Raw genomic sequence first — 25666 nt, 5'->3', positions numbered from 1 at the left:
TCTCCTTTCTATCCACCTAAAGCCCCCATTGGATTTTCTAATATATATCTTTCGTTAGCCTGCTTAGCTTCCTGAGCTTTCTTTTCAGCTTCGTTGCTATCAGCAGGTTTATAATTGTCTGCATACCACTGAGTATCATTAATAATTTTGTCTAAGAATATACGTTTGTATGTACCATTTTCATCAACACGTAAGTACACTTGTGAGCCATCAGACACCCATGTAGCAGGGTATTGTCCGTGGTTTGTGTAGTGGTATACTATGTTACTTAAAGACACATTCGTTGGTTGGTCTTGAGGTATAGCCGTGTCAATCTTATGGTAATCTGTAGACGGCATAAGGATTCCATTTACAGAAACGTATTGTTGCTTAACGGCTTCCATAGACATTGCTCGTGCTTGTTCTGCGGTATAACCACTTGCTCTTAACACTTGTGAAATCTTGTCGACACGTTCGACCATAGCGTATGGTAATGTGTCCCTGTTAAAACTAATAGTGCTATCACTTTCACTACCAATATCATAAACTGAGAAATCAGGTACACTCGTGTAACGTAACTCATCATTAATCGAACGGCTCTCATCAGCATTCGACAAGCGTCTTTTTGTCTCAGCGAACATGCGAACACCTTCAGCCATACCAAAGGTATCAGACAAAATTCGTAACGACAAAATGTCATCAGCATACTTACTACCAACGGCTTGCTCTATGTAGCTACCATCAGTACCTGCAAGTTTGACTGCAAGTTCAAGTGCAGGAGTTACCTCACCTCTCAAGATGTCTGTCTCTAGATGTTGGTCAAAGTAGCTTGATACAGGTTTAGAGAACAATGGATAGCGTGCAAGTTTAGCTATGTTAGCGTCATCACCTGCTTGAACTAATTGGTCGATTCTACTCTTCATAGCAACCGTTAAGTCGTCTACAGTAATCCCCATAGCTTCTAAATCTTTCTCACTTTGAGGTACACCTGTAAGTGAGCCTGATAGGTAATTATCAATAATACTGTTGGCTCGACCTGACCTCATCTCTTCATTCCCTAGTACTTTCGTTTTACGTGCTTGTTGTCTCAACTCAGCTTCCTCTTGAGCTTTCAATTGTGAGTACCTACGGTTGTACTCAGGAGCACGTCTAAGGGCTAACTCAGGGTTATCCTCTTGGAGTTTCTCAAAGTCTTCTTTAATAGCGACACTAGACTTAAAACCATCAGCCCACTGAATATCTCCAACTTTCAACTGATTCATCATTCTATCAGCATACGCATTGGATAACTCTTTGTAAGTACTTGGGTGGAGTATGTCCTTAATCAGTTTTCCATTGTAGGCTTGGAACTCACCTATTTTGTCTAACAGTTCAGCGTTGCCTGTGTTCTTAGCGAATGATTCATACAGGTATTTAATCAGTGACACGTTATCTTCAGGATGCTTAGACTGAGCAATGTTCATACTTGTGATTGTGTCCATCATTTCCTTATGGAATTCTTCAGGGTCTATATTGTCTTTGTACGCATACTTACGTGATAGACTATCAATTTTAGACTGCATGCCTAGTATGAAATCTTGTCGATTCTGCTGTTCACGATTGTTGTGATAATCTTGAATGTTACTTGTGATACGTTCATATGCATTATCTTGTCGACCTGCACTATAAGCATATTTATTTTGGATAACATCAGGATTCTCAGCTGTCCATGCTTCTTCACGTTCACGCATAAACTTGTCGTATCTTGCGTTTTCCTCATTAGCGTCCTTAGCTAGCGGTTGCGTTTTAGACCATTCGACATAATCCTGATAATCCATCTGTGCCACGTACTGCCCACGCAATTTATCAATAACACCAACTGCGTATCTATTGTCGGCTAAGTTATAACCACCAACGTTAGCCAACATTGCCACTGCGTCTAGCGTACGTCTTTGTTTAGCGTCATGTTCATAGAATACAGAAGGAGCTAATGCTTGTGCCACTTCATAGTCCTGCTTCTCTTTCTCTAGTGCATTGTTACCAACTGCAATCCCTAGTGCTCCTAAAGCTTTCGCAACATTACCATAGTCATCATCACGTTCAACTGTAACGTTCCAATTCTGCTGTACACCTAATAGTCGTCCTTGATAGACGTTCTTTTCATTAGGCATATACTGCATAGCTGTGCCAACTGCATTCTCTACTTTACTTGCCAATTATCGTCTCACCACCTTTATTCGCCCTGCGTTAGGGTCTTGACCATATGTAACATTATCTCTACGAACGACTGAAATTCTACCTGCATTAGGGTCTTTACCATAGGTAACCACTCGACTATTTCTCTTAGCGGTTTGCCCATAGTGAGACTGCTTGAATGCTTCAGTAGCTCTATGTTGTGAGTAGAAGTTAAGACCAACTTGAGCCATATCTAAGAACATACTTGTCTTACTTGGTAGCTTCGGTGGGTGTAATCCTGAAGTGTACGCTTTAGTACTAACTAGTTGCTGTTCCTTGTTCAAGTCAACTTCGTTACTCTTACGGACATAATTGTCTTTCTCACTCAATGACGCTCTTAAGGTTTCTGCATGAGTAGCTCTACTGATTAGTCGCCCTGTTTTACTATCGCCTAATTCTTCAGACACTGCATTGTCGACACTTCCTTGCAAGCCCTTAGAGTTCAATTGGATTCTCTCAAGGTTAGCCACTGCACTCTCAAAGGCGTCTCTACGCTCTTGTTCATAGTTTTGAAAAGCATAGTTCATGGTCGTGATAGCATTTGTCGCCTGTTCAGCCATTTGTCGACCTTGAGCAATCGCTTCTTGTCGTTGAGCCTTATGTGACGAAAAACTTCCTAGTAGACCTAAGCCTAGTCCTAGCCAATCCATACGTTAACTCCTTTCATTAAATTTGTTTAGACCTAATTGAAACATTGCCCTTCCATACATACCCCACAAAATTACTTGGAAGTGGGCTGTTGTTCTTAATTCTAATTTTTGTATCTGTATTAGTACCATGGATAGGCACTCTGAATTTTCCTGTAGTAATAGGATGGCTTCCTAACTTGTTGTCTTCTTTACCTAAGATTCGACTAGTGAACTTATAGTTTCTATCAGGCTTACCTGTAGCCAACACATGAACGACAAATTCACCACTGTCGGCATACTGTAGTTCAATGTCCTGAAGGATTGTCCTATATGTACTCAATGGTTGAGTGCCACGTTCATCTGCTTGTTTAACATAGAGTGTCGACAAATCAACCTGCATATCATATGCCACGCCAACAATTACCTTCTGTCCACTTAAGTTCTCTGTATTGGTACACTCAATCCACCCTTCTTCGTTGCTCTCAAAGGAGCGACCATCAGATAAGACCATGAAGTACTTCTTGTCTTTAGTATCCTTAAAATGATACTTAGCGTCCCACTTATAGAGTGACAAGTAGTCATCATAAGTACCTGCAAGAGTAACAACTTGCTTTCTATCAATAAGACATCTATAAGGTTCATTTGAAAAATCCTTAGTGTTAAAGTTTATGATGATTTTCTCAAGGTAGATATTGCCATTCCTTTTTATAACAATGTAAAGAGTACTACCAATAAAATCTGCACCTATGATTTCACCACTGAACTTCCACTGAGACCAACTAGCCTGTACCTTTTGTTCATTGGCAAAAAGATATTTGTAGACATAAATTGTGTCGGTAGCTCCACTAGACAAAGCCATGATTAAGTTTTCAGATTCACAAGCTATCAATGCGTATACATTGTTCTTGATATAGTTAGGAATATGAGCTGTAATATTCATACTGTCCTTACTATTATTCCCATCATAAACTGCATAGTATTCTCTGACTGATGTATAGTTACTTCTCTTAACGGTAAAGTAAAGGTTTCGACCAACACCAATTGGTTTAACATTAGTATCACTAGCGAACTCTGTCACCTGCTTTAGCTGTGCCGATTTAGGAGACAAAGCACTATCTGAGGTCAATAGGAATTGTGTCTGTTTAGAGAATAGATACAGGTCTTGATTAAAAGGTATCGCACTGAACAACTCAGAAAATCTATTGTGAGACACATTGAGGTCGATAGGGTCACTATCAATAATTGATGTCGCACTGTCTATCCAATAGTTCCAATAGTCACCACTCTTAGACAAGTTCACTGATTCTCCTGAGATTAGACCTAAGCGATTTCTGTAGGAGAAAATGTCATTTATAGAGTTGCCAATAAAGGAAGGAATTGGATTGCTGTCGTCGTCTCCTGTTTCTCTATTAGCCCACTCAATCCATGTAAATTTAAAAGTCCCATCAGCTTGTCGTACTAACTTGTGGGGTAACGTTTGGTAATTGAATGAGACAAGAATATTAGGAGCAGGACACTCAGTCCACAATAGTTTAGATTCGTCATATCGTAAATAATAGTCGTCATCTGAGTTGTTCTCACCATAGACTTTTACGATATACCCATTGATATGGTTGCGTGGTAAATCAGTAAACTTTTGTACTTCCTGCTTGAAGGCACTGATTGCTTGACTATTAAAACCATCACGTACACGTATCTTTTTACCGCCCATATTCCATACGACAAACCAACTTTCTGCCCCTGCATGATGGACTGTAAATCCTTTAGCCATAATCTGATTAACTAACTCTTGAGCAATCTGATTTGTGCCAATTGCATTCGTATGTTCAGGCTTACTACCATCAGGAGTTGTGTAGCTTGCTACCACTTGGTCGGCAATAATAACTTCATACTGTCTACCATATTGCCCACTCTTTACATAAACAGTAGCACCTGTATTATGTCCACTATCAGACTTCTTACCATTGTTCATGGCTGTCTTAATTTTTTTATTAACAATAAACGTATGGTCTGCAATAGTAATAACTTTAATATCTTCTAGTGGGTTATTAGTCTTTAGATAATTAGCATTGTCTATTGTTACCTCTTTCTGATTACCGTTAACGTCCCATACTTTAACAGTATCCCCATCAAAAGCTAAAATATATTTTTCAGTTTCATCACGGTCTATCATATGTATTTTAGGACGTCGTGTTGTATTTAGACTTAAGGTATTCACATGTAATGTTGGTGGTCTCTTTTGTAAACCATCTGCTTCTGTAGAAAACCCATTGATTTGTTCCTCTAGTTGCTCCACATGTCGCAAGATAGCAGGCTGTTGTGAGACACCATCAATAATATTTTTTACTACTTGTGCTATTCTTGCCATCTAATTAGCTCCTTCGAATAGTATCAGACACATCAGTATTAGACGCTATTGTCGGTTTCTCAAGTGCAAGCTCGTATTCAAACACTCTACGTTGAGCTCGTTGTTCTTCCTCTAGTAATTCCTTAAGTAACAATTCGTCACCTAAGTAGCGACTAGTGAACAATCGTGCACTACGAACAGTGATGAACTCACGGAAGACACTTGGTAGTTCCTCAAAGTTGACTAGCATTACAACTTGAGCTGTCAATGTTCCATCAAACTTGTCTGTATTATTAGTTACGTCGTACACGATTCCATCACGATTCCTGAGATATGAATTGTCGGTACTGATTACTCGTAACATTTGATTATTCCATGCGATTTCTTTAGTAAATCTATCAGGTTGCAACTCATAGTTTTCGATTGTGTTAAATGTGTATCCGTCTTGTTGAACTTGTCGGCTAACCCTGTTGAGCATTTGTAGGGCGTTTTCGACATCAACATTACCTGTTTCTTCAACTGTGTCTACAGGAGCTTCACCGATACTAGCAAGTATCTCATTGACGGCTTCAAGAGTTGTCAAAGGGGTAATAATCACGACACTTCTCTCCTTTCTTAAGTGTGAAAAAATAGGGGAACAAGTGAATGTCCCCCTAGATTTATCAGTAAGTTTTTAGCATTTAGATGTGTTTAATTAAAATATAAAATTAGATAAAAAAAAAATAAGCCCTGATTAAGCTCCTACTTTGATTGTACAAATTGCGGACGCTTCAGGACGTAAGCCACCATGACCCATAGCATATTTAGCAATGATTTGGTCGGCTTGATATTCAGGTCGACGTGCGTGTTCAAGAGTTAAATCTTTAAGTTTAACTGTACCTAATGCTGTACGGTGACACGCAAGGAACGCTACGTCATTCTTAAGTGTGGTAGGGAAGTCGTGACCTGCAGGAGACGCCCCAACCATACCTGCTTTGTCTGCACCACCTGCTGTTAAGTGTGGCACTTGAACAATAGTAAACCCGCAAAGTTTCGCAAGTTCACCATCGACAATTGTCGCTACTGCACCATAGTCACGGTCAATAGCTGTCTTGTTAGCAATGATTGCAGACACTGCTTCAGGTTTCATGTAAGCAATACGGTCGGCTAACGGTACATAGTTGTTAGTGAACTGAGCTTTTAACTCAAGTAATGCGTTAACGATAGCACCACCGTACTCCTCATTGATACCTACTTCTTTAACAGTTTTCGCAATCTTAATTGGTCGACCTGCACCTGTAAAGTTTTCGTTTGTTTCTTGAGTTAACTTAGCAAGTTCCGCAAGGATTGCACCATCAGAACTTAAAGCCAACGCTTCGCCTAATTGGTTAGCATATTCAGAACGAACGTCATAATGATTCATTGCTTCGAATAAATCAGAAATCAATACATCAGCTGTCAATAAGCCATCAATATTGATAACACGTTCGTTATGCTCCATAGCGGTACGTTGGTCGTCTAAAGAGTTTCCGGGCTGCAAATACTTAGCCACTGTACGACCCATTACAGGGAAGGACGCGGATTTACCACTGTCAATCGTTTTGATTAAATGGTTGTTAACTGCACGGCTTTCTCGTGTAAAAGCTGTTAGTACTTCACCACTGAATACTTTAAGAAAATTAAGTAACTCATCACCTGTGTTTTTAACTGCACCTTGTTTAGTAATACCTTGGATTATTGCCATTAGTTAGATTTCTCCATTTCTTAAATTAAAATAAATCAGAATTTAAAACTTTTTCTTGTACTTCTTTTGTGTACCTTTTGTCGACACCATAGCGTTTGTCTGACATTGCGTCTACAAGTTGTTGCTTTGTCTCAAAGCCCAAAGATACTTGAGTATTACTTGAGCCAACGCCCATGATTGTAGGTTTTGTCGTACCAAAGGATTGTCCCATCTGAGCCTTAATGCCATTCAAGTGGGACTTAATGAGCGACAAATTACCTGTCTCAAGAACTGCATTAAATGCTTGTTCTGCTTCAGTACCTTGAGAACTAACAAATGCCTTCACATTGTCAAACTGCTGTTCGCCACCTGCATACGACACGACCTCATTAACAAATTTTTCAGCTCGTAAATTAAGGTTGTCTAAGTAGCTGTCGACAAGTGCTCTAGGATAGCCACTCTGTTCTAGCTTGGCTAAACTTTCTTCAGATAACTCTCCTTTCTCTAAGTATTCGTTAGACAATTCTTCAAAGTTAAGTCCTTTGGATTCTAAGTCCTTCTGTACTTCCTTTTCAGTATTTGTCTGTCTATCAAGTTCAGCTTGAAGACCACCTGTAGATTCTTCAGTCTCATCTTTTGGTTGCTGTTCAGCTTCTTGTGATTCAGCACCATTAGAGTTCTCTTCGGTAACCTCTTGTTCTTCTACTGTACCTTCTTGGTTTAATACCTCAGTGTCTGCTTCCACTTGTGTCGATTCAGCCCCTGAAGTCCGTACTTCTAGTTCTGCCATGTTTTACTTACATCTCCTCTCCACCACTTGCCACTTGTTCTTCCATTCCTGCCTGCATACCACCAATTGCCATTTGTTGAGCCATAGCTTCTTCTTGTTCTGCTTGTAGCTCTTCAGCTGTCTTAATGAGACCTGTCGTTTCAATGCCTAAACTTGTCGCTACAGAAGTCACAAGATTACTTACATTGAGATACTGCATAGCATCAGGAATTTGAGCCAATGTCGACATCAGTGTCATGTACTTGTTATAGTCATGTCCTCGACCCAAAGCTTCCATACCTGTAGTAATTGTCGGCTCTACGACACCATCAGGTAACTGTGGAATTTCTCCTGCGGACATGAGAATTGCCATAATACGTTTAATCAATGGTAACTGTAGCTCTTGCGACAAGATACTATAGATACCACCTAAGTTGTCCTCAAGCTCCTGAGCGACTGCTCGGATTTCTTCTGCGGTCACTCGTTCAGCATTCCGTTGGACAACACTGCTTAATAAAAATGCAAAAGATAGCCGTTGTTCAAGTCGTCCAATCCAACTCTCGGCTATCTGTAAATCAGGATATTTATTCAGTTGTAGGGCGACAACGTCTTCTGCTCGACCTGAGACAAAGTCCCCACTCTTGGCTTTCTCTAATTGTTTTGGTCGTGTGACCCCATTAGGATTAGTCAAGAAGATGACTTTAGACGACACTGAAGACACGAATGCAACATCTTTAGATAAACTATCTAGCATTCGTAAATCACCATAGTACATCTCAATAAAACTACGACCATAGTGTTCGTTGTCTTGTTTTGTCATTCGCAATGGAATGTATGGACTTTTGTCGATTGGATAGGTCTGTTCGCTACCACTAACGATTTCACCATTGATTTCTTGAAACGATACCCATTGACCCTCTACACGTTCAATCTTCGTGTAAACTTCTACAGTATCATCACTATTACCATCAGGTACAACTGCTTGTAATTCTTCAGGTAACGTTGCCTTAGCCACTTTGTCTACCGTGATAATCTGAATGACATTACCAATGGCGTCACGTTGGATTACATACTGTTTCAAGTTGTACAACCGTGCTCCGCCTTCAGCAGGTGGCAAGAAGAGGAGACAATTACCACTAATGAGTAACTGTAGTAATCCTTCGTTAATCGTGATTCTGATTTGATTGTCTTCAATATAACGATTAATCTTCTCTTCAATCTGCATGAGTGCTTGGTCTAGTTCAGCACGTTTGTCTTCAGGTAAATCAATCTGCTGTAATGACACGGCAGAAATACCTAATCTAAAGAAACGTTCGTTAGGTGGGAATAAGGCTAGATTTAGCTTACTAGACAACGTATTGATTCCATGTGAGCCTACTGATTGATAAGGCTGTTCATACTTTGTCTGAGCATTGTCGGTTTCTTTTGGGAATAAAATCGGAATTGTTAGCTTAGCGTTATCAGTTGCACGTTGAATATAAGGGTCTCTATCTGTCTTAAGTTTTTCGTACAACTTCTTGGCGTTAGCTTCTAATGATTTATCCATACATCACCTACATGTTTAAGGGTGAGCCACCACCACCTGTTGGCGTTGAGCGGTCAATCATAAGTGACTTACGGCTTACCTTTTTGCGTTTCTTAACATCAGTCCCTAGTTCAGGAGCTTCAGGTACTACTGCTTCTGTTTGAGGTACTAATTGTTGTGCTGTTACAGTTGGCTGTGGAATTTCTACAGGGTTGGCTTTTTCCCTACTACCAAATCCTAAGACCCTACCTAGACCACCAACAACTTTCTTAACTGCTTTCTTAACTGCTCCCACTAACGATTACTCCTTTCTTCAATACATGTTCTTAAATAATTACAGATGTCTTCCCTAAATTTGAGACAAGCAATTTTAGCTTCTGCGGACATGTCGTCTCGCTTAAAGAAGTACTCATTACTAAATGCTTTTTCTAAGTGTTCAGGAAGTTCTTCTGCTACACGTGGATAGTCAAAGTTCATCTTGTTCTCCTTTCAATCGTTTCATAAAGATACTATGCTTATGTTGATATCCTTGTTTTTCGTAACCATTTTCAACAACCTTTTTGTCAACGGATATTAAGTTGCCACTTATGATTATTCGTGATTCAAATCCACGTGCAATTCGTTCAAGCTCCTTCATCGCTAACCGTTGGATTCCTGCGTATCTTTTATCTAACGACAAAATTAATTCTTCAGCAACAATAGTCTCTTGAGACCACCACGTATAAATAACTTGATATAACAAAAGACCAACAAGTTTATCCTCTTCGTTGTACCATGTGCGTATCGCTCCTACCTCATCAGCATTGATTAGTGCCTGTACAAGAGTTTCACGATTGCCTAATCCATGAAGAACACTATGTTGGTCTCCTAGCTCCATAAGTTTGTCGACAATCAGTTCAACTTCAGTGTCCCTGTGTCGTAACTTATGGTCTTTTATGACGGTGTCCATAACTTCACCTCTTTAGTTTTCTTGTTGTAATAACCCCTACGCAATATAAAGGCTAGACGTGCGTTCATCAGTGCGTCTTCTTCAGTACTACCATTCGCTTTGTACGCTTTAACAACTGCTTCCCACGTTGGAGATTCATCAAGTATTCGTCGTGCCCTAACATCACCAACTTTAGGACAACCTTTGTAGCCATCTGTAGTATCACCAATTAGTGTTTGATATAGATGGTAATAATCTGCGTCTGCTTTAGAGACATCAAAGAACTCATTCCTCATAAAATCATATTGTCGACAAGGAATACATCTGAAATCTTTATCACCACTAATAGCAATTGAATTTTTGTCTACAGTGATTCCAACGACATCATCTGCTTCTAGTCCGTCTAACATAAGAGTGTTATAGTTTTCAGCTATCCATTCTCTCATTGGCTTATAACAGAGTGGTCGTCTTAGTGTCGTACGATTTGCTTTGTACTCACTAGTCACTTTAGTTTTCCTAAAGTTGTTTGGGTGACTAAGACACATGATAATCTTGTATTCTCCTTCAATGTTGTAGTGCTCTAAGACAAGGTCGACAAGTTCCTCTACATGTTCATCAAAGGCTTGCTGTACATCACTTAAGTAACAGTGCAGGGTATACAAATGGTCGTCCCATTCGACAACCTGTTCGTTTCTATTGCAGGCGACATAAAGCAACATATCTGCGTCAAAGATTAGTTTAGTCAAAGCTACAACTCCTCTCAGTGCAAGTATCGCACTTCAGAAATTCTTTGTCGAACACTAAAGGGAATACTTTAGCTAACTCTTCTTGAATAGCTTTAGCCAACTCTCTGTGTTCCTTTTGAGCTCTACTACATAAACGCTTAGGAAGGTACTCATACCATGCTCTCAAGTTGCCTGTGATGACTAGTCGATACATCATAGCTTTAGGAGCAAGCAGGGCTCTATCCTCATTACTGATGTCTTCACCGATGTTACAGTTGACATAGTTATGGACTTGTTCGTCTAGCAGTTCTTGAAGTTTCTTGTCCTCAACCTTAAGGCTTTCAGTGAGAACTGTCCCACGGCTAGACTGTACGGTCATTGAAAAGTGTCTGTGTCGTGACAACTGTAGCAGTGTTTGAATACTACAGGTAATCTCAAAGCTTGCTGTAGCATGCTCTAAGACACTCAAGTGTCCTGCTTTGAGACAATGCTTAATGACCTCTTCTCCTGCTTCCTTTTGATAACACTGAGATATAGCTCGACACAATAATTCTTTATAATCTTTTGTATAATTTATTAGTTCTACCAAGGCTACTCCTAAATTAATCCTTCAATTTCATCTTTATAACTTTCGACACTAAAAAACACGTCATCAAAGATGTCTTGAATATCTTCTGTTAATTCACAATAATCAGTATCATTTAATGCGTCCTCAACTAGTCCCATGAGACTATGAGTTTCTTTAATTAAGTCATCAACTTTTACATAGGTATCACCATTTACAGTGATTGTAGTCATCATACTTTGTCTCCTTTCTTAGTGGCACTCTGCCCAATTCTTACCAATTTTACCTTCAGTGTCCAATTGAACTCTAAAGTTAAACTCCTGCTGTACATCACGCACTGCTTCTTGAGCTTCTCTTACGACTGCTTCCGCAATCTCTTGAGTTCGACAAGCACACTGAAATTCGTCATGTACCCACGCCATCATTGAGTAATCTCCATTCCAACCATGTGTATACCCTAAAGATTCCAATCGTTCTTCAGTCCGTGTCAACCAACGTTTACATATCAGTGCACCTGCGGATTGCAATAAGAGATTCAATGCACTGTGCAATGAGCGGACATAAAGTTTACGCCCATCAAGCCCAACGAGATACTTACGTTGCCACTCACGCTTATGCGTTGCGACACAAAAAGGAGCAAGTGTATTCTTGATTCCATTGGATAACTTTTTGATAGCAGGCGTGTTCTTTAAGAATTTCTCTTTAAGCTTCTTACCATGGTCTGCACTGCCACCAACGATTTCACCAATCTTTGCATTACCACCACCATACAAGAATGCATAGATAAATGTCTTAGCTTGGCTTCGTGTCTCAAGCCCTGCATTCTTTTGGTTAGCCGTATGAATATCACCATTCAAGATTTCATGAGCGTACTCTCCGTTGTCGTATGGATATAAGTAGTGAGCAAGACAACGCAACTCAAGACCACTACAGTCAACACCTGCTTGTAGCCAACCTTCAGGTACTCTAAAGAGTTCTCTACACTCATGACCATACTCTGCGTCAACGGCAGGAACTTGAGCGACATTTGGACTACTATGTGTCGCACGTCCTGAGACTGCACCGTTAGGATTTATTCGTCCATGGATTTTACCATCAGTGTCTACCAATTTTAACCATGCGTTTTGTCCCTCGGATAACTGTCCTAGTCGTTTCGACAACATGAACGACAACATATAGAGACCTGCAATGTGTCTTACTTCATCTCCTGCTTCAGTGTCATTTGAGATTGCCTTAAGTGTCTCTTCATTGAGTGTCAACTTGCGACTTGTCTCTTTACCATTTTTGTCTACTTCAATTTCATACATGCTGTCCTTGAAGTTGTACTTGTAGTGCTCTTTAAGAATGTACTTTAGCTGTAACCTGCTGTTAGGATTGAACTCCTTATAGCGTTGTACAGGAACACCTTTTTTGTAGCCTAGCCTTCTATTGTCTCTCTTAGGTATAAAGACTTCATCAGGTATTCTTGGAGCATACTTATGGATTTCTGATGTTACCTTTTCGAACTCAGTCTCAAGAGTAACTTTGAGCTGTTCTGCTTTAGAGACATCAAAGACAAATCCATTCTGCTCCATCTTTTGGCACAACCACTGAGCCTTATGTTCAATCATACTTGCCTGCTCTGTAAATCCTTGGTCGACCAATTTGTTATACAATGCTTCAGTCACAATGACATCTTGCGTATTGTACTCTAACATGTCCTCATTAAAGACTGCCCATGCTTCCTCATTGTCTTCTGCATACGTGCCCTTCAGAATACCAATACGATAGCCAAAGGCTTTAAGACTAAAGCGACCAAAGAGATTACTTGGTAACTGCTTACGTCTAACTAGTAGGCTGTCATATTGTTGGATATTGGAATACACAAGTCTTGCAAGGACAAGCGTGTCTACGACTTTATTGCGGTCAAAGTGTACTCCATAGAGTTTTTCAATTACAGGTACGTCAAAGGCTATTACATTGTGTCCACATATAGTATCCCCACTGAGTAGCTTTTCGACACCTGCTTCAACCTCATCAGGTCGATACTTAAAGACTTCTTCAGTCTCTGTGTCTTTAATTACCATGCAGTGAATTTTTGTCGTGTCCTGTAGTAGTCCGTTAGTTTCAATATCAAAGACTAACATAGGCACTACCACATGATTCGATAGCTAATCTCGTTGAGGAGTGCGTCTTCCATAGATACCTGATAGCCGTCCTTGATTAGGGCTTCAGTCACTTTTTTGTCGACACCATCATGCACCTGCTCGTGATTAAACGACACAAATACTGAGTTGAGTTTACTGTTTTGGTTATTGATTTGTGCACGAATAAGACCATAAGAGTACGACAACATCTCAGTCACTTGCATGTCAATCCATTGTCGTTCTTTAGCTCTCTGTAGGATTCGTGCTTCATCTGCTAGTAATGTTTTTTCCATAGTTAGTCTCCTAGTCGTCTATTTAAATAATCCATGTCTTTAATATTCTTGGATTGTTGTTTAGTATGCCACATGTTCAACTGCTGTAGATTTCTGATTTTCTTATGAACAAGTTTCATCTACCACTTCTGTAACGACCTAATCCATTTGTCTAGCAGATTTATTAAGAATGTAGTTAACATTTTGGTATCTCCTTTAGTTCTTCCCACTTAAAAATAATTTTGTTAAGGAGCACACGCTTGATTGACGCTTCATAAATACTTAATTTGTCTTCACTTGTACACATGTCGTTCAATGTTTCTTCTTGTAGTTGGTACAAATAGTTTTCAAACTTAGAATTCTCTTGGTTCATCTTGCTCTGTCTCCTCATCAAACTCAGGCACTCTCAATCGGTTAGTACCTTTATCAAAATATAAATAACCACCTAGTCCTGTATCTCCTGTAAACCTGCATTTCAATATGCGGACTTTTAGGAGATTCTTTTGTTTGACATCAGTGGCTTGTTGATTTCTTTCTAGTGCTACAATCGTGTCTGATAGTTGAGCTAGTGATTGACTACCACGTAAATGGTTGAGACTAATAATCCCACCTTCCTCGTGATTGCTCCCTTCAGTCCGCTTAAGATGACAAATAGCTACCATGCCCACTCCTGTTTCTTCAACAAGACTTCTTAGTTTTGTCATCAGTACATCAATCATCTTGCGTTCGTCCTTTGTCTCAATCCCACTCACTGCAATACTGATGTGGTCTAAGACAAGAAAATCGCACTTCTCAGATACGACCATACTTCTCATTGATTCCACTAGTTCAGTCTCTTGTAGACTTCCAAAGTGGTCATAAAGGACAAAACGTTCAGTACCTAAGGTCTCATCAAAAGCTTTTTTGTACTGAACGTCTGTTAATCCTTGTCTTGAAATGTGTAGGCTCTTACCCACATGGATACTCATGATACCCTTAGCAGTTCTCAATGTGTTCTCTTCTAACATCATTATGCCTACTTTCAATTTTTTATTCATAGCAAGGTCATACATGAGTTCTCTTGCCATTGTTGATTTACCAATGCCTGTCCCTGCGGTCAACAACATTATTTCACCTTTGCGGATTCCATTAGTCATATCATTGGCTTTAATGTCCCACGGCAAATCATAGCCTTCTGCTTCTTCAGGCTCTTCTTCAAGTGCTTTCCAAAGACTAGCACCATTGATGATATTTGCAGGCTTGTACGGTTTTGCATTATCTATTGCTTCCATTAGTTCTCTACCATGGTCGGCTAATAGATATTCATTAGGGTCTTTGTGTTGGCTTAAGACAACGATTTTTAGCTTGTCGCTTGGCAGGATTCCTTTAACATCATTAAGTGCACTTCTTCCTGCTTCATCATTGTCGAAAAGTATTAATACTTCTTCAAACTTCTGTAGCCACTTCAGGTTCGCTTCCATTACTTTACGTGCACCCTTAGCCCCTGTTGGAAGGCTTACGACTTGTGCCCTGTTTGCGAACAGTTGGCTTACAGTTAGACAATCAATCTCACCTTCTGTAATGATTAACTTGTCTGATTCGTTGTTGAATAAATGTTGTCCAAAGAATGTAGTTCCTATGTTGCCGATTGTACAAAATGTCTTGTCGGCAAACCGTAACTTTTGTCCCACAAGTTCACCATCTTGGTTATAGTAGTTGGCGACTTGAACAGGCTTACCATGATACATGGATTTATGGTACTGATAACGTTCACATGTCTTTCTTGTGATTCCACGCTTAGGTAAATCAGACACGTTACTAGTTGAAATGAACTTAATTATACAATTGGGACTATCGTACTTATGAAGAAACTCTTTCTCATTAAAAAAATTATCATCAGTATTAATAGTAGTACCACAAGAAAAGCAATGAGTATGTCCATCAGAATACTCAGACAAAGCGTCACTACTGCCACAAGTTGGACATGGTAAATGTGAACGAATTACTGTGGAAGTTCCCATACATCACTCTCATATACAGGGTGTTCCATCAAACTTAAATCAGCGTCTAAGTCATCAACGACAATTCCTCTTGCCATAGCTTCATCAGTCGCTTCTACAATATCCTCGTAAGTGCCTGTTACGACAACTCTAACTTTGTAAAATTTTGTCTTCATGAATGTCTCCTTCAAATTCCATAACGTTCGCTTGTGGATATAACTTAAGTAAATCCTCAACGGCTAACTTCTGCTTAGCGGTTGCTCTTGCTTTACTTGTCGTATCAACAAGGATTGTGTACGCCACTTCATTATCCATAAAATCTGCACTAGCTACTGCTTCTTTATCACGTCCTTCATGCACAACTCCTTGATAGTCAATAAAAGAATGATAAGGGAAGAACAAGTAGCCTGCTCGTTTTGCATTCATGTAGACGTCTTGCATGGATTGTTCATGCATATTCTTATAGAGACATAAGATTACTTTTGTCTCATTTCTTTTTCTTAGACGTCCGTGCATTAGTCTTCCTTTCGTTTATCCATTCGATTGGTACACGGTCTCCAATGTGATACTTAAAGCCGTTCTTCTTGCACCAATCACTATACTTATTTTTCTTACTCTTGGTTAACCATTGGTCTGCCTGAAAGACAAATCGAATGTCTAACTCAGGGTGTTGTTCCTTTACCTTCAGATGTTTCGTGCGGTCTTCAGGTAAGAACAACCCTTTGGCTTCAATGATTATTCCATTCGACAAAATAAAATCAGGCGTGTACTTGTGCTCTATGAGATACTTAAAAGATTTACTCTCATAGGTAAAATCCACGCCATCGTTTAGTAAATTCAGTTTTATTCGCCCTTCAAAGTTTGAGCGGACACTTCTGTCTACTCTTTGTCTAAAGCCACGCTTACGATTAAAACTCCAATTCGCCATCTAATACCTCATCAGTATTTTCATCAGGGGTCTCAGTGATTTCAAATCCATAGTCTTGTGCACTCTTAGCACCGTATGCGACAAGTTCAGACACCATCACTGCACGGATTCGCAAGGTGATACCAAAGTTTTTCTTGTTTACATGGTAGACACTTGGAGTAACACTTACCTGTACTTGACTACCATTGCCAATTAATGTGCCGTCCTCAAGTGGCGTACCATCTGCTTTAAAGATAGCTACCTTGCGGTCAATTCGTTGCCCTGTTTTCTTGTCGATAAAATAATGTGTCGTCTTAGCCTTAACGGCTTCCGTAAAGACACCATTGATAGAGATTTCTTTAAACGGTAAATTAGGTGATGTCTTGGCGTCAATAGGTTTATCAGGAAGATTAGCCTTGAAATAGTTTTCAAGATATGTCTTGAGTTTTTCGTTAGCTTCTTCATCTGCTAGCTTAACCATGATTGAGTAACCAATCTCTTTACCTTCATATTCCTCAGGCTTAACTACATGAGCCCAATAAGCTGTACCTTTAAGTAAAATATCATTTGTCTTTGCCATTGTAATTGTCTCCTATCGTCCTGTACTCCCACTTGTCTCACCACGATTTGTCTTTTTGTCGTACGTGGATAATACTTTAGTTTTCACACGTTCATCTTTGACAAGCTCTAGTTGAAATACACGCTCGTCTTTATAGAAATAAAATGCTTCATTCGTTAAGTTACGAACAAAAGCCGTCACTTCACCTGTAAAGTCGCTATCAATGATTCCTGTACTGTTAGCTAATTGAATTGGTACGTCACATGCAATACTACTTCTCATGTGTAGTCGCACTGAGTAGCCCTCAGGAATGTCTAGTTTAAAACCTAGCGAGATAGGTTGCGACACAAATTGAAATTTACCACCAATTCGTACATTTTCAGGTAAGTATACGTCCATACACGACGCTCCTGCTGTTTTAAACTCAGGTAATTTCATATCATCAAGCAATGGATAAATTCCTAAGATTGGTTCTTCAGTTGTCTGTTTCGTTGTTCTATTTGTCGTTGTTGTTTTTGTTGTCGTTGCCATGTTTCTTCTCCACTTCTACTAATTTTTGAGCATAGTTTAGGAGCTTCTCATAATCCTTGAGACCCTCTTTATTTCTATGCAGATACTTCTGAATGTTGCCCTTTAGAAAACCTTTGAACTCTTCATGTGTCATGTTGGCTTCTAAGATGTCCCACGGTTCAATCCCTAAGGCTTTGTAATGGTCGTCATGCTTTAATGGTTCTTCTTTAACAGTAGCTAACGCACCTGCTAAGTCTTCCTCAAAACCCTCAAGAATTATCGGTTGTGTTTCATTATCTAATTCTTTAGCAATATCAAAGGGTTCTTTATCAGTCCACTTGATGTCCTCAAATAAGTCTTTAATACTCCATAGATTCGCTTCTCTATATGCTACATACTCTAAAGTATTAAACTTGGTACAACCACTAAGCCATACACTACTTAATCTTCTTGGTTTCTCTGCATATACAAAGAGCTTACCACACTCATCTCTTGCAATATATTCATAGCCTGCGTTATAAACGCTCTTTAGTATTTCAGTACGTAAGTTATAATACTTATTCAAAAATTCAGTACTTATGTATTTGTTATCCATTAGTTTGTCTCCTCTAATCCTTCAATACAATAAACATCACTCTCATACCAATTGTTTAATTTTCCATGGATACTTGCGTCATATGTCCATGAAGTACGACCATCAGGATATGTTCGATATATTTTATTGCCTTCATTATCTGTAGTAATTTCTGCAAGGTGAGCACATTCATACCACATAAAACCAAAGAGTTGGATTTTAGCGTCTTTCACCTTGTCTACTTCTTGATTTACCATTTGTCTCCTTTTCTGCTCTCAATTGTCTATTACCATAAACGTTATTGAGCAATAATAATCAATTGGTATAACACAAAAGCAATACTAGTTATTGTCATTAAGTCGTTCATCTAGTAACACCTCTAGCTTTTTCAATTCTTCTAAACCTTCAAAACTTTCTGCAAGTGAATTGTGAATATCCCATAAGCAGTTTATATCTGCATAAAGGCTCATTAGGTCACTTTTCTTATCATTACTTACAAAACTGCATACAGTTTCACTCAAGTTTTTAGCTACTCTACTATTTACAGTTAATCCGCCAATAGCTACTAAAGCCTGCTGTAAAGAAAATTCATCATCAAATCTGAGATACCATAACATAGTTTTTTGAACCTTTATTACACCATCAACTAGTTCAATCATTTTTTTACACTCAGGTGATAACTTTTTTTTGCTCTTAACCTCTGTAATTCTTATACCAATGCTTTCGTATTTGTCTCGTAAGTAATCAATAGCTTGTACCTGTTGTTTTAAAAATAGGGTCTCCATAATTTAGTCTCCTTCTACAAATATCACCCATAGAATAACTAACAAAACTAATAGAAATATTTCCACACTGAAAACATTCCATATTGTTAGTGCTATAAGTATCTCCATCTCCCACGCCCTTTCAGTTAGACAAAATGAACGACAAAAGAGACTAGGTCTTAAGTTGACTAAAGTTAGTCTCTTTCTCTTTATCGTGTACCAATTAAAATTCTTAAGGTTAACTATAGATATTCTTTAGTTAACTATAGATAGTATTACTTAAGATATTTTAACTATAGTCCACGTTAAGACAACCAAAGGAATACTATAGTTGTCTTAAGATATTCTTAAGTTAACTTAAGTAGTCCTTTAGGTTGTCTTTCTCCTTATCGTGGCTCAATTAACTTTGTATATCAGTGGAATACATATTCAGACTTTAGTATGTCACCAAGAGACAAAGAGCCCTTCTTAGGTAGTTTTACATCATCTAATTTTTTATGAAGTTCTGCTTCAACGTACTCTTTAAATGTTTCTAGTGGCGTGTACTCAGTATAAAGTTTATAAAGCTGTTCTCTTAGTATGGCTTTAAGCTCTTTAGTCTCCCCTAAAGATGTTCCAAAGCTATCATGAATTGTCGTGTAATTGTTTAGACCTGCACTGTTTACGACCATCATTAAATGCGTACTATCTAAGCTATGAATAAAGTTAGGGGCGACACCATTCCGTTGGCTATTTTTGTCGACTGCTTCATCAGTGGCAGGCGTTGTGTAATATAGTCTAATCTGCTTTGCCCCTAATCTTGTTCTTAATACTTGTTGCTCTTGCTTAATGTATTGTTGCTGTACAGGTAATCCTAAAGGCGTCCACCAACTAACAGGTAAGTCCGCTTCAGCCATTGCTTTAGCTAGTTTCTTAAGGAAGTCCATTCCTTTAACTGCAGAAACGACAACATCTTTTACAACTAGGCTAATTTTTTCGGCTAGGTAACGACTAGCAGGAGCAGTGCACCCTGAGAAAATAGGATTGTCTTTACATGTATCTTCAAGGATTTGTTCACTAAATCCATAACGACCACTACCATAAGCTAGGGTCATTACAGGTCTTTTACAAACCTTACGTGTGATACCGTGATTAGTCCAAAGTTGTGCTAGGGTCTTTGTGCCGTATTTAATCCCCTCATATTCCTCAATACCTTCTTCAGTATCTTCTTTTGTCTTATAACGTTTATCAACTTTAAAAGGTTCATCTGCTGTACCATTAACTAGGTCGTCTTGCACTAACTTAATAACTCCATCTGCTACTTCTTGATAGATGTCATTAGGTTTCTTATTGCCACATGTTAAGTTAACTGCATTGCCCCCTATAGGGTCTTGTAACATAGCACTGTAGTGCTGTAGACCACTACAAGTTCCATCAAATGCAATTGGAATACGACAAGTAAAACCAATGATACTAGGGTATTTTTTGCGGTAATCAATATATCGCTTCCACTCAAGACAAAAAGCTAGGAATTGGAGAGGTTCATCTGCTTGTTCCCACCACGTATACGCAAGTGGCTCTTCTGCACTTCTAAGAATATGTTCAGAGTTTTCATCAATCCATTCGCACTGAGCCTTATAGCCTATTTTGTCGTTGCCCCAAAGGTTTGAGCCTTGAATTTTAAATGTGTCTAGGTCTTCCTCATGCTTAGCAGGAGTTGGTTCTGCATAGAGTAATAGAGACTTCATAAGGTCATCACCTTGGTGACTGAAGAATGGAATAGGGTACACACGACCTCTAAAATCTATGTTGCAAGGGAAGTAAATTTTAGGGTACTTAGCAAAGTCTTTAGCTGTTCCTATTGTTTTATACATGCGTAAGGCTTTAGACTTTCTAGCAATTTCTTTCTGTATAATCTCTTTCATTCTCTTTTTGTGAGCACGTATAACATCTGCATTGGTCTCCCCTTCAAGATACGGAAGTTGTTCGTAAGGCTCTGTTCTTTCAAGTCCTGCACGGTCACCACCAATCGCAACTAGGTGGTTTACCACATTTAACACTTCTGTATTGATACAGTAGGCGGTCTCTTGGATTCTATTTACTGCATGCATGATTTCTGATAAGTCCACTTCCTGAAGTTTTCTTAAGTAATCCCTAGTGGTTCTTGCTCTCTTCTTTGTCCAATGAATTCTCATAAGGTCTTCAGGGTGGCTATAATAAGCTCCATCATAAATACTAGTCCACTTCTTAGGCGGTACTATTGTAGGAGCATTAATATTTACTTTAGACGCTAGGTTATCTATGTTCTTTTCCCAAAGTTCAATGAAGAAGTCTGTAGGCTCTAAATAAATTAGCCCCTTTGTCCCTCTTGTCGACAAGGTCACTAGGTCGGTATTTTCGACAAGTAAAATTACTAGTGCATTGCCCAACGATAACATTTCTCTATCAGTTGCCTTATAGAATTTAAATTGAGTGTCTTGCCCTGAAATTTCTTCTATGACATTCCACTTGTAACGGAAGTCATTCCGCTTGTCGACCTCTGCAATAACTCTCTTTTTCAAGTCTCTTGATTCTTGAAATTGTAGGTAGGCTTCAAGTTTACATTCATAATATAAGGCTCTTCCTACTTCTATAGCGACATTACTAATAGTCTTTTGTGGGGCTTTAATGCGTGAGACACTATTTATTATTTTTTCAAACACAAAGGCACAAGCGTTTTGAAGTACTAAATCATAGCCTAATGCTTCCACTAGGGCACTTAGGAGCTTCTTATGCTCCTTCTGCACACCTCTCTTAGGCTTGATTTCTTCAGTTAACCATGCACTAACTGCCTTTGCTAGGTCTTGCCCTACATACTTCAAAAGTCTTGTGCCTACTGCTGTTTTGCTTGCTTGTCCTTTTTCTTCTTGTTCCTTGTGTTTTGTAATGAATAGCTCCCTTGCAAATTCTTTGTAGCTGTTCTCTAGTTTCAATTGGTCTTCAATAGTAAATACTTTGGTCATGTCTTTTGTCTCCTTTTAAACACTTAATAACTAGGTCATTTTTCGCCTTATAGGGCGTCTCTGTAGGGGCTTCCATGTGTTTCTCTTATGGAGCTCATAAGGGCACGCACAACGACAAATAACGCCACCGCCTGAAGAAAAATAGGGCGGATTTCTTGAGTTATTCTATCGAACATTTATTCGAATATTCTCTATTATATCGAACATATTCACCTATTTAATAGCTTGTATGTTCGATAAAAAGAGCGTAAAATTGAAGTTTTGGGTATAAAAAATAGAGGTAGCTGTTTTCGCTATCTTGAGCCACCTCTATTTAATTACTTATGTTCGATTTTATTTTTCTTCAGGTTCGATAATCTGAATAATTACTCCTCTCATGCCTGCCCTATATATTTTGAATTGAGCACCATAAGAATGGTAATTAAATTTTCTCCCTAGGTCGTCAAAGATTGTGAGCCAATGACGACATTCATATCTAAGAGAATAATGGGCAGGTATCTCAATCCCTGCAGGAAGAATATAGGCGTTATAGTCTCCATTTTCCCCAAAGTTCAGACGATAAACGCCCTCAGGACTTGAAAGAGTTAGAGACGCAATGTCACTATCACCGATATATGTTTTTTCAACGTCTTTGTAAGTTTTGTTTGTAGTAGTCATGGTCTTAGTCTCCTTTTAAAATTACATGTACAGAATAAAGCGTGTCCCCTTAATGTCTAGAGGTAACTCAGAATATTGTTCTCTGAGCCCCTGAAATAACTTGTCGTCTCTTTCGTCTATGTCATAGATGGCAAGTATTTTATTTACTTTGTTACTCACGATAAGGGCTATTTCTTCACCACTTAAAAATTCACCGTGGTGACTTTTAGAAATCTCATTAAATCTATTCAAAAATTCTTGGTGTGTCATTTTTATTTCTCCTTTACTATCCAATTGGGTTTTTCCGTGAGACGTATTCACGTCGTGCCCCTGTATGGTGATATGTGCATGTTTCTTTTACGTGTTTCATAAACTCATCATAGGTCTTGAAGTCTTCTCTAGTTTTCATTTTATTTGTCTCCCTTATTGCCACTCTTTTGGTACTTTAATGACTACATCAGTAAAACAATATAGCCAATTGCCACCGTGAGGCTCAACCTCAAAGACACCACCATTTTTTATAATGGTCTCTTTAAGTTCTTCTAATGTGCTTGCGTGTGTGACATAAATTACTTTTCCTTTAATCCTATATATAAGCACATAGGATTTTTTAGGAATGTCCTTATAGAGAACCCCATTAGTTGAACTATTAGGTACTATTGAGTACCATTTGTTTAAAATGTGCTTTCTTAGTTCTTTATTTAGTTGTTCTATTTTCTTCATTCTCTTTGTCTCCTTTTTGGTTTACTTGGGGAGCGTCTGAAGTGCTCCCCCTTTTGCTTCTCTATATTGTGTGCCAATTGAGTTTATAGAACGTTATATAAGTTTGGGCAACGTTCTATAATTTTGTAAAAATTGTCGCCTGCTCTAAACACTATCCCACTAATTCCATATATACCAACAGAATATAGGATAGGTTCAATTCTGTTGTTATTTCTGATTTCTTGCATTTCTTCATATGTTGCATTAGTTACATCAATGGCACGGAATGCCTTAATAGTCTTTAGAGTTGTTTTTGTGCTTGTAGATTTTTTCATTTTAGGTTCTCCTTTTGTCTATTACAGTGCTCACATGTCAACACATGAGGGCTAAAATTTTTTGGGACTTCTTTGTTGTCCCTTACCTTATGTCTTTATTATACACCCTTTGTATTGACGTGTCAACAACTATTTTATTTTTATTTACCAATCTATACACATCATTATCCATATGTTATAATATATATAAGAAGGGAGGTATATACATATGGATAAAAGTTATTATACAAATCTTGAGAATAACACAAATCTAAATGTGCGTATTCCTAAAGAATTAAGAGACACATTTAATACATACTGTAAAAATAACATGCTTAATTCTTCCGCTGTTGTCCGTTCTCTTATTATTGACTTTTTAATTGAGAACGAAAAGAATAAATAAATGTAATTATATGTATTGACGTGTAAGGTCGGATAGTGTATAATAAAGGTACAGGAAGACATTAGAGTTATAAGTTACTTATAGAAGGGAGACAAAATAATGTATTTATTCAAAAATGAGAATTTGAGAAAAATGCAAGGCGGTAAGCCTTCAGACTTTGAGACAATAAAGGAAGTCCTTCATGCAAGACTTGTATTAGTCGACAAAAATTATATACATAACAAATTAAGGGAAGCTGTAACCGCTAAAAATTATAAGTTGGCACGGTACTCATTGACCGCCCTAGAATTTGATAATAAGTTATATTTAAGAATGTCCACGGTAGACGGTGAGGCGTACAAGCCTATAGACGTCTTAAGACCGCAAGACCTCAAGATAGACCTTGAAATTTTTGGTCATGAGAACGCAACATTTAAAGAGGTAAGAGAATGAAGAGATACCTATTTAAAGACAAAACACTAAGGGGTATGCAAGCCAATAGACCTACTCCATTCGAGATTATCCACGCTGTTTTATTGGCAGGTGATGTTATTGTCAATAGAAAAACTCTTGAAAAACATATGAGAAAGAGCGAAATACCTTCAGACGCTAAATATTTTCTAAAGATTAGAAAAGGGTTTGAAGACATATACAAGCCAATTGAAGAGGTGACACCTGAAGGAATTATTCAGTTACTAAAAGATAACGGACAAGAGCAAGCCTTATTCTATGAAGTTGAAGACCAATAAGAAAAAAATAAGCCTTAAGAATAACTTAATGTTACTCTTAAGGCTTTTCTTATTGTTATCTCTTTGGCTTATAATATGGTACTCTGTTCGCTCCTTCTGCCCTATTTGTATAAAATATGATGTCTCTTGATTGGTTTGTCATGACTATAGCTATATCATGCAACAATTTTGAGCCGTCTAACCTGAGTAATAAGGCTTTGCCGTGATACGTGTCTGCCGTCTTTACGATTTCATAATGTTTATTATTGATTGTCTTATCGTTAATTACAAGTGTCTTAGTTCCGTCAACTTCCTTCCATACTCCATAAAATTCTGATGTCGGAATGCTTGCATTAACGTTTGCTATAAGACAAACAAACAACGACACAAAGAGACAAATTATTTTCTTTTTCATCTTGTCGCCCTCCTTATGGTTACCGTACTGTATTACCTCTAGTATAGCACATGATAAGTCTTGATTGTTCTATAGTTTTACTTATGTGGCACTATTGTTACACGTACCAAAGACTTAAGAAATGCATATGGTTAAACCTTTGTTTATTCTTATGTTTAACCATATGCATTTCTTAAGTGGCTAAAGGGTTTAGGGAAAAGGCTTTTCCCTTAACAATCTTAAAGGCTAGACCGCTAGTAATTCAAATGGTCTAGCCTTTAAGATTGCCAACGGACTGCATAAGATATAACACTAGTGATAACTATATGTTCTCTGTAACAAATAAGTTATGGTATTCTTTGGGTTTAACTAGAATGATACTGTAGTTATTTGTTATGGAGACCAAATAGATGACTAGACGACAAATTGACCTACCTCATTTTTAAGTATTTCAT

33 protein-coding genes are annotated in these 25666 nt (G+C 38.4%); 3 read left to right on the top strand and 30 right to left on the bottom strand.

The window, feature by feature from the left end; all coding sequences use genetic code 11:
• Positions 1-8 precede the first annotated feature (8 nt).
• From QZR90_RS04980 to QZR90_RS04840, 29 genes are all read right to left on the bottom strand, one after another.
• A complete protein-coding gene (locus QZR90_RS04980; RefSeq protein ID WP_295789447.1) occupies positions 9-2174 on the bottom strand; it encodes a hypothetical protein in 2166 nt (721 codons plus the stop codon).
• A complete protein-coding gene (locus tag QZR90_RS04975; RefSeq protein ID WP_295789446.1) occupies positions 2175-2843 on the bottom strand; it encodes a hypothetical protein in 669 nt (222 codons plus the stop codon).
• Positions 2844-2859: 16 nt separating this feature from the next.
• Positions 2860-5190 carry a hypothetical protein gene (locus QZR90_RS04970; RefSeq protein WP_295789444.1) on the bottom strand — a complete coding sequence of 777 codons (2331 nt, stop codon included), beginning with the start codon at positions 5188-5190 and terminating at the stop codon, positions 2860-2862.
• Positions 5191-5194: 4 nt separating this feature from the next.
• Positions 5195-5767 carry a hypothetical protein gene (locus tag QZR90_RS04965; protein ID WP_295789442.1) on the bottom strand — a complete coding sequence of 191 codons (573 nt, stop codon included), beginning with the start codon at positions 5765-5767 and terminating at the stop codon, positions 5195-5197.
• 135 nt (positions 5768-5902) lie between these two features.
• Positions 5903-6892 carry a phage capsid protein gene (locus tag QZR90_RS04960; protein ID WP_295789441.1) on the bottom strand — a complete coding sequence of 330 codons (990 nt, stop codon included), beginning with the start codon at positions 6890-6892 and terminating at the stop codon, positions 5903-5905.
• A gap of 25 nt (positions 6893-6917) precedes the next feature.
• Positions 6918-7661 (bottom strand): capsid assembly protein, encoded by a 744-nt coding sequence (locus QZR90_RS04955; RefSeq protein WP_295789439.1) that lies wholly within the window; start codon positions 7659-7661, stop codon positions 6918-6920.
• Between the two features lie 7 nt (positions 7662-7668).
• Complete coding sequence (locus QZR90_RS04950; protein ID WP_295789436.1) at positions 7669-9186, bottom strand: portal protein; 1518 nt, start codon at positions 9184-9186, stop codon at positions 7669-7671.
• Between the two features lie 7 nt (positions 9187-9193).
• The gene (locus tag QZR90_RS04945; RefSeq protein ID WP_295789434.1) at positions 9194-9460 is read right to left on the bottom strand and encodes a hypothetical protein; all 267 of its coding nucleotides are present in this window, start codon (positions 9458-9460) and stop codon (positions 9194-9196) included.
• Positions 9460-9642 carry a hypothetical protein gene (locus tag QZR90_RS04940; RefSeq protein WP_295789431.1) on the bottom strand — a complete coding sequence of 61 codons (183 nt, stop codon included), beginning with the start codon at positions 9640-9642 and terminating at the stop codon, positions 9460-9462. Before QZR90_RS04940 ends, QZR90_RS04945 begins: the two co-directional genes overlap by 1 nt.
• Positions 9632-10114: a hypothetical protein gene (locus QZR90_RS04935; RefSeq protein ID WP_295789430.1), complete on the bottom strand. Its 483-nt coding sequence runs from the start codon at positions 10112-10114 to the stop codon at positions 9632-9634. The genes QZR90_RS04940 and QZR90_RS04935 overlap by 11 nt, the downstream gene beginning before the upstream one ends.
• A complete protein-coding gene (locus tag QZR90_RS04930; protein ID WP_295789427.1) occupies positions 10099-10839 on the bottom strand; it encodes a hypothetical protein in 741 nt (246 codons plus the stop codon). Before QZR90_RS04930 ends, QZR90_RS04935 begins: the two co-directional genes overlap by 16 nt.
• Positions 10832-11407: an FAD-dependent thymidylate synthase gene (locus tag QZR90_RS04925; protein ID WP_295789424.1), complete on the bottom strand. Its 576-nt coding sequence runs from the start codon at positions 11405-11407 to the stop codon at positions 10832-10834. The genes QZR90_RS04930 and QZR90_RS04925 overlap by 8 nt, the downstream gene beginning before the upstream one ends.
• 8 nt (positions 11408-11415) lie before the next feature.
• Positions 11416-11619, bottom strand: coding sequence for a hypothetical protein (locus tag QZR90_RS04920; protein WP_295789421.1), 204 nt, complete (start codon positions 11617-11619; stop codon positions 11416-11418).
• Positions 11620-11634: 15 nt separating this feature from the next.
• A complete protein-coding gene (locus QZR90_RS04915; RefSeq protein WP_295789417.1) occupies positions 11635-13509 on the bottom strand; it encodes a DNA polymerase in 1875 nt (624 codons plus the stop codon).
• 5 nt (positions 13510-13514) lie between these two features.
• Positions 13515-13802 carry a hypothetical protein gene (locus tag QZR90_RS04910; protein ID WP_295789415.1) on the bottom strand — a complete coding sequence of 96 codons (288 nt, stop codon included), beginning with the start codon at positions 13800-13802 and terminating at the stop codon, positions 13515-13517.
• A gap of 332 nt (positions 13803-14134) precedes the next feature.
• Positions 14135-15781 carry a DnaB-like helicase C-terminal domain-containing protein gene (locus QZR90_RS04905; RefSeq protein ID WP_366208658.1) on the bottom strand — a complete coding sequence of 549 codons (1647 nt, stop codon included), beginning with the start codon at positions 15779-15781 and terminating at the stop codon, positions 14135-14137.
• Complete coding sequence (locus QZR90_RS04900; RefSeq protein WP_295789410.1) at positions 15763-15936, bottom strand: hypothetical protein; 174 nt, start codon at positions 15934-15936, stop codon at positions 15763-15765. Before QZR90_RS04900 ends, QZR90_RS04905 begins: the two co-directional genes overlap by 19 nt.
• Positions 15911-16216 (bottom strand): hypothetical protein, encoded by a 306-nt coding sequence (locus QZR90_RS04895; protein ID WP_295789408.1) that lies wholly within the window; start codon positions 16214-16216, stop codon positions 15911-15913. The genes QZR90_RS04900 and QZR90_RS04895 overlap by 26 nt, the downstream gene beginning before the upstream one ends.
• A 31-nt stretch (positions 16217-16247) precedes the next feature.
• Positions 16248-16688: an endonuclease I gene (locus tag QZR90_RS04890; RefSeq protein WP_295789405.1), complete on the bottom strand. Its 441-nt coding sequence runs from the start codon at positions 16686-16688 to the stop codon at positions 16248-16250.
• On the bottom strand, positions 16669-17247 hold the full coding sequence (locus QZR90_RS04885) for a hypothetical protein (RefSeq protein WP_295789403.1): 579 nt from the start codon (positions 17245-17247) through the stop codon (positions 16669-16671). The genes QZR90_RS04890 and QZR90_RS04885 overlap by 20 nt, the downstream gene beginning before the upstream one ends.
• A 12-nt stretch (positions 17248-17259) precedes the next feature.
• Positions 17260-17757 carry a dUTP diphosphatase gene (locus QZR90_RS04880; RefSeq protein WP_295789401.1) on the bottom strand — a complete coding sequence of 166 codons (498 nt, stop codon included), beginning with the start codon at positions 17755-17757 and terminating at the stop codon, positions 17260-17262.
• A complete protein-coding gene (locus QZR90_RS04875; protein WP_295789399.1) occupies positions 17723-18331 on the bottom strand; it encodes a DUF3310 domain-containing protein in 609 nt (202 codons plus the stop codon). The genes QZR90_RS04880 and QZR90_RS04875 overlap by 35 nt, the downstream gene beginning before the upstream one ends.
• On the bottom strand, positions 18331-18567 hold the full coding sequence (locus tag QZR90_RS04870) for a hypothetical protein (RefSeq protein WP_295789397.1): 237 nt from the start codon (positions 18565-18567) through the stop codon (positions 18331-18333). The genes QZR90_RS04875 and QZR90_RS04870 overlap by 1 nt, the downstream gene beginning before the upstream one ends.
• An 84-nt stretch (positions 18568-18651) precedes the next feature.
• On the bottom strand, positions 18652-19095 hold the full coding sequence (locus QZR90_RS04865) for a hypothetical protein (protein WP_295789395.1): 444 nt from the start codon (positions 19093-19095) through the stop codon (positions 18652-18654).
• Between the two features lie 392 nt (positions 19096-19487).
• Positions 19488-22055: a DNA-directed RNA polymerase gene (locus QZR90_RS04860; protein ID WP_295789394.1), complete on the bottom strand. Its 2568-nt coding sequence runs from the start codon at positions 22053-22055 to the stop codon at positions 19488-19490.
• Positions 22056-22388: 333 nt separating this feature from the next.
• On the bottom strand, positions 22389-22712 hold the full coding sequence (locus QZR90_RS04855; RefSeq protein ID WP_295789392.1) for a hypothetical protein: 324 nt from the start codon (positions 22710-22712) through the stop codon (positions 22389-22391).
• Positions 22713-22733: 21 nt separating this feature from the next.
• Complete coding sequence (locus QZR90_RS04850) at positions 22734-22961, bottom strand: hypothetical protein (protein ID WP_295789390.1); 228 nt, start codon at positions 22959-22961, stop codon at positions 22734-22736.
• Between the two features lie 153 nt (positions 22962-23114).
• Positions 23115-23414, bottom strand: a complete 300-nt coding sequence (locus QZR90_RS04845; protein ID WP_295789388.1) for a hypothetical protein — start codon at positions 23412-23414, stop codon at positions 23115-23117.
• An 83-nt stretch (positions 23415-23497) separates the two neighbouring features.
• The gene (locus QZR90_RS04840; RefSeq protein ID WP_295789384.1) at positions 23498-23728 is read right to left on the bottom strand and encodes a hypothetical protein; all 231 of its coding nucleotides are present in this window, start codon (positions 23726-23728) and stop codon (positions 23498-23500) included.
• Positions 23729-23936: 208 nt separating this feature from the next.
• Between QZR90_RS04840 and QZR90_RS04835 the strand changes: the two genes are divergently transcribed.
• From QZR90_RS04835 to QZR90_RS04825, 3 genes are all read left to right on the top strand, one after another.
• The gene (locus tag QZR90_RS04835; RefSeq protein ID WP_295789382.1) at positions 23937-24110 is read left to right on the top strand and encodes a hypothetical protein; all 174 of its coding nucleotides are present in this window, start codon (positions 23937-23939) and stop codon (positions 24108-24110) included.
• Between the two features lie 99 nt (positions 24111-24209).
• Complete coding sequence (locus QZR90_RS04830; RefSeq protein WP_295789380.1) at positions 24210-24542, top strand: hypothetical protein; 333 nt, start codon at positions 24210-24212, stop codon at positions 24540-24542.
• Complete coding sequence (locus QZR90_RS04825) at positions 24539-24838, top strand: hypothetical protein (RefSeq protein WP_295789377.1); 300 nt, start codon at positions 24539-24541, stop codon at positions 24836-24838. Before QZR90_RS04830 ends, QZR90_RS04825 begins: the two co-directional genes overlap by 4 nt.
• A gap of 55 nt (positions 24839-24893) precedes the next feature.
• Here the strand turns inward: QZR90_RS04825 and QZR90_RS04820 are convergent, their stop codons facing one another.
• Positions 24894-25232: a hypothetical protein gene (locus QZR90_RS04820; protein ID WP_295789376.1), complete on the bottom strand. Its 339-nt coding sequence runs from the start codon at positions 25230-25232 to the stop codon at positions 24894-24896.
• Positions 25233-25666 lie beyond the last annotated feature (434 nt).

Origin of the sequence: uncultured Veillonella sp., from assembly GCF_900545795.1 — a bacterium.
In the GTDB taxonomy this organism is placed as follows: Bacteria; Bacillota; Negativicutes; order Veillonellales; family Veillonellaceae; genus Veillonella_A.
The sequence above is the reverse complement of the archived record's forward strand: the minus strand, read 5'-3'. Positions and strand labels throughout refer to the sequence as shown.

Coding starts and splice junctions, on each gene's coding strand:
- QZR90_RS04880 (WP_295789401.1), bottom strand. CDS start 17,757: ATGGCAACGACAACAAAAACAACAACGACAAATAGAACAACGAAACAG.
- QZR90_RS04895 (WP_295789408.1), bottom strand. CDS start 16,216: ATGCATGAACAATCCATGCAAGACGTCTACATGAATGCAAAACGAGCA.
- QZR90_RS04875 (WP_295789399.1), bottom strand. CDS start 18,331: ATGGATAACAAATACATAAGTACTGAATTTTTGAATAAGTATTATAAC.
- QZR90_RS04885 (WP_295789403.1), bottom strand. CDS start 17,247: ATGGCAAAGACAAATGATATTTTACTTAAAGGTACAGCTTATTGGGCT.
- QZR90_RS04820 (WP_295789376.1), bottom strand. CDS start 25,232: ATGAAAAAGAAAATAATTTGTCTCTTTGTGTCGTTGTTTGTTTGTCTT.
- QZR90_RS04920 (WP_295789421.1), bottom strand. CDS start 11,619: ATGATGACTACAATCACTGTAAATGGTGATACCTATGTAAAAGTTGAT.
- QZR90_RS04835 (WP_295789382.1), top strand. CDS start 23,937: ATGGATAAAAGTTATTATACAAATCTTGAGAATAACACAAATCTAAAT.
- QZR90_RS04865 (WP_295789395.1), bottom strand. CDS start 19,095: ATGGAGACCCTATTTTTAAAACAACAGGTACAAGCTATTGATTACTTA.
- QZR90_RS04845 (WP_295789388.1), bottom strand. CDS start 23,414: ATGAAGAAAATAGAACAACTAAATAAAGAACTAAGAAAGCACATTTTA.
- QZR90_RS04935 (WP_295789430.1), bottom strand. CDS start 10,114: ATGGACACCGTCATAAAAGACCATAAGTTACGACACAGGGACACTGAA.
- QZR90_RS04915 (WP_295789417.1), bottom strand. CDS start 13,509: ATGTTAGTCTTTGATATTGAAACTAACGGACTACTACAGGACACGACA.
- QZR90_RS04830 (WP_295789380.1), top strand. CDS start 24,210: ATGTATTTATTCAAAAATGAGAATTTGAGAAAAATGCAAGGCGGTAAG.
- QZR90_RS04870 (WP_295789397.1), bottom strand. CDS start 18,567: ATGGTAAATCAAGAAGTAGACAAGGTGAAAGACGCTAAAATCCAACTC.
- QZR90_RS04950 (WP_295789436.1), bottom strand. CDS start 9,186: ATGGATAAATCATTAGAAGCTAACGCCAAGAAGTTGTACGAAAAACTT.
- QZR90_RS04900 (WP_295789410.1), bottom strand. CDS start 15,936: ATGAAGACAAAATTTTACAAAGTTAGAGTTGTCGTAACAGGCACTTAC.
- QZR90_RS04940 (WP_295789431.1), bottom strand. CDS start 9,642: ATGAACTTTGACTATCCACGTGTAGCAGAAGAACTTCCTGAACACTTA.
- QZR90_RS04960 (WP_295789441.1), bottom strand. CDS start 6,892: ATGGCAATAATCCAAGGTATTACTAAACAAGGTGCAGTTAAAAACACA.
- QZR90_RS04860 (WP_295789394.1), bottom strand. CDS start 22,055: ATGACCAAAGTATTTACTATTGAAGACCAATTGAAACTAGAGAACAGC.
- QZR90_RS04840 (WP_295789384.1), bottom strand. CDS start 23,728: ATGAAAAAATCTACAAGCACAAAAACAACTCTAAAGACTATTAAGGCA.
- QZR90_RS04855 (WP_295789392.1), bottom strand. CDS start 22,712: ATGACTACTACAAACAAAACTTACAAAGACGTTGAAAAAACATATATC.
- QZR90_RS04890 (WP_295789405.1), bottom strand. CDS start 16,688: ATGGCGAATTGGAGTTTTAATCGTAAGCGTGGCTTTAGACAAAGAGTA.
- QZR90_RS04905 (WP_366208658.1), bottom strand. CDS start 15,781: ATGGGAACTTCCACAGTAATTCGTTCACATTTACCATGTCCAACTTGT.
- QZR90_RS04955 (WP_295789439.1), bottom strand. CDS start 7,661: ATGGCAGAACTAGAAGTACGGACTTCAGGGGCTGAATCGACACAAGTG.
- QZR90_RS04850 (WP_295789390.1), bottom strand. CDS start 22,961: ATGACACACCAAGAATTTTTGAATAGATTTAATGAGATTTCTAAAAGT.
- QZR90_RS04910 (WP_295789415.1), bottom strand. CDS start 13,802: ATGGAAAAAACATTACTAGCAGATGAAGCACGAATCCTACAGAGAGCT.
- QZR90_RS04975 (WP_295789446.1), bottom strand. CDS start 2,843: ATGGATTGGCTAGGACTAGGCTTAGGTCTACTAGGAAGTTTTTCGTCA.
- QZR90_RS04970 (WP_295789444.1), bottom strand. CDS start 5,190: ATGGCAAGAATAGCACAAGTAGTAAAAAATATTATTGATGGTGTCTCA.
- QZR90_RS04825 (WP_295789377.1), top strand. CDS start 24,539: ATGAAGAGATACCTATTTAAAGACAAAACACTAAGGGGTATGCAAGCC.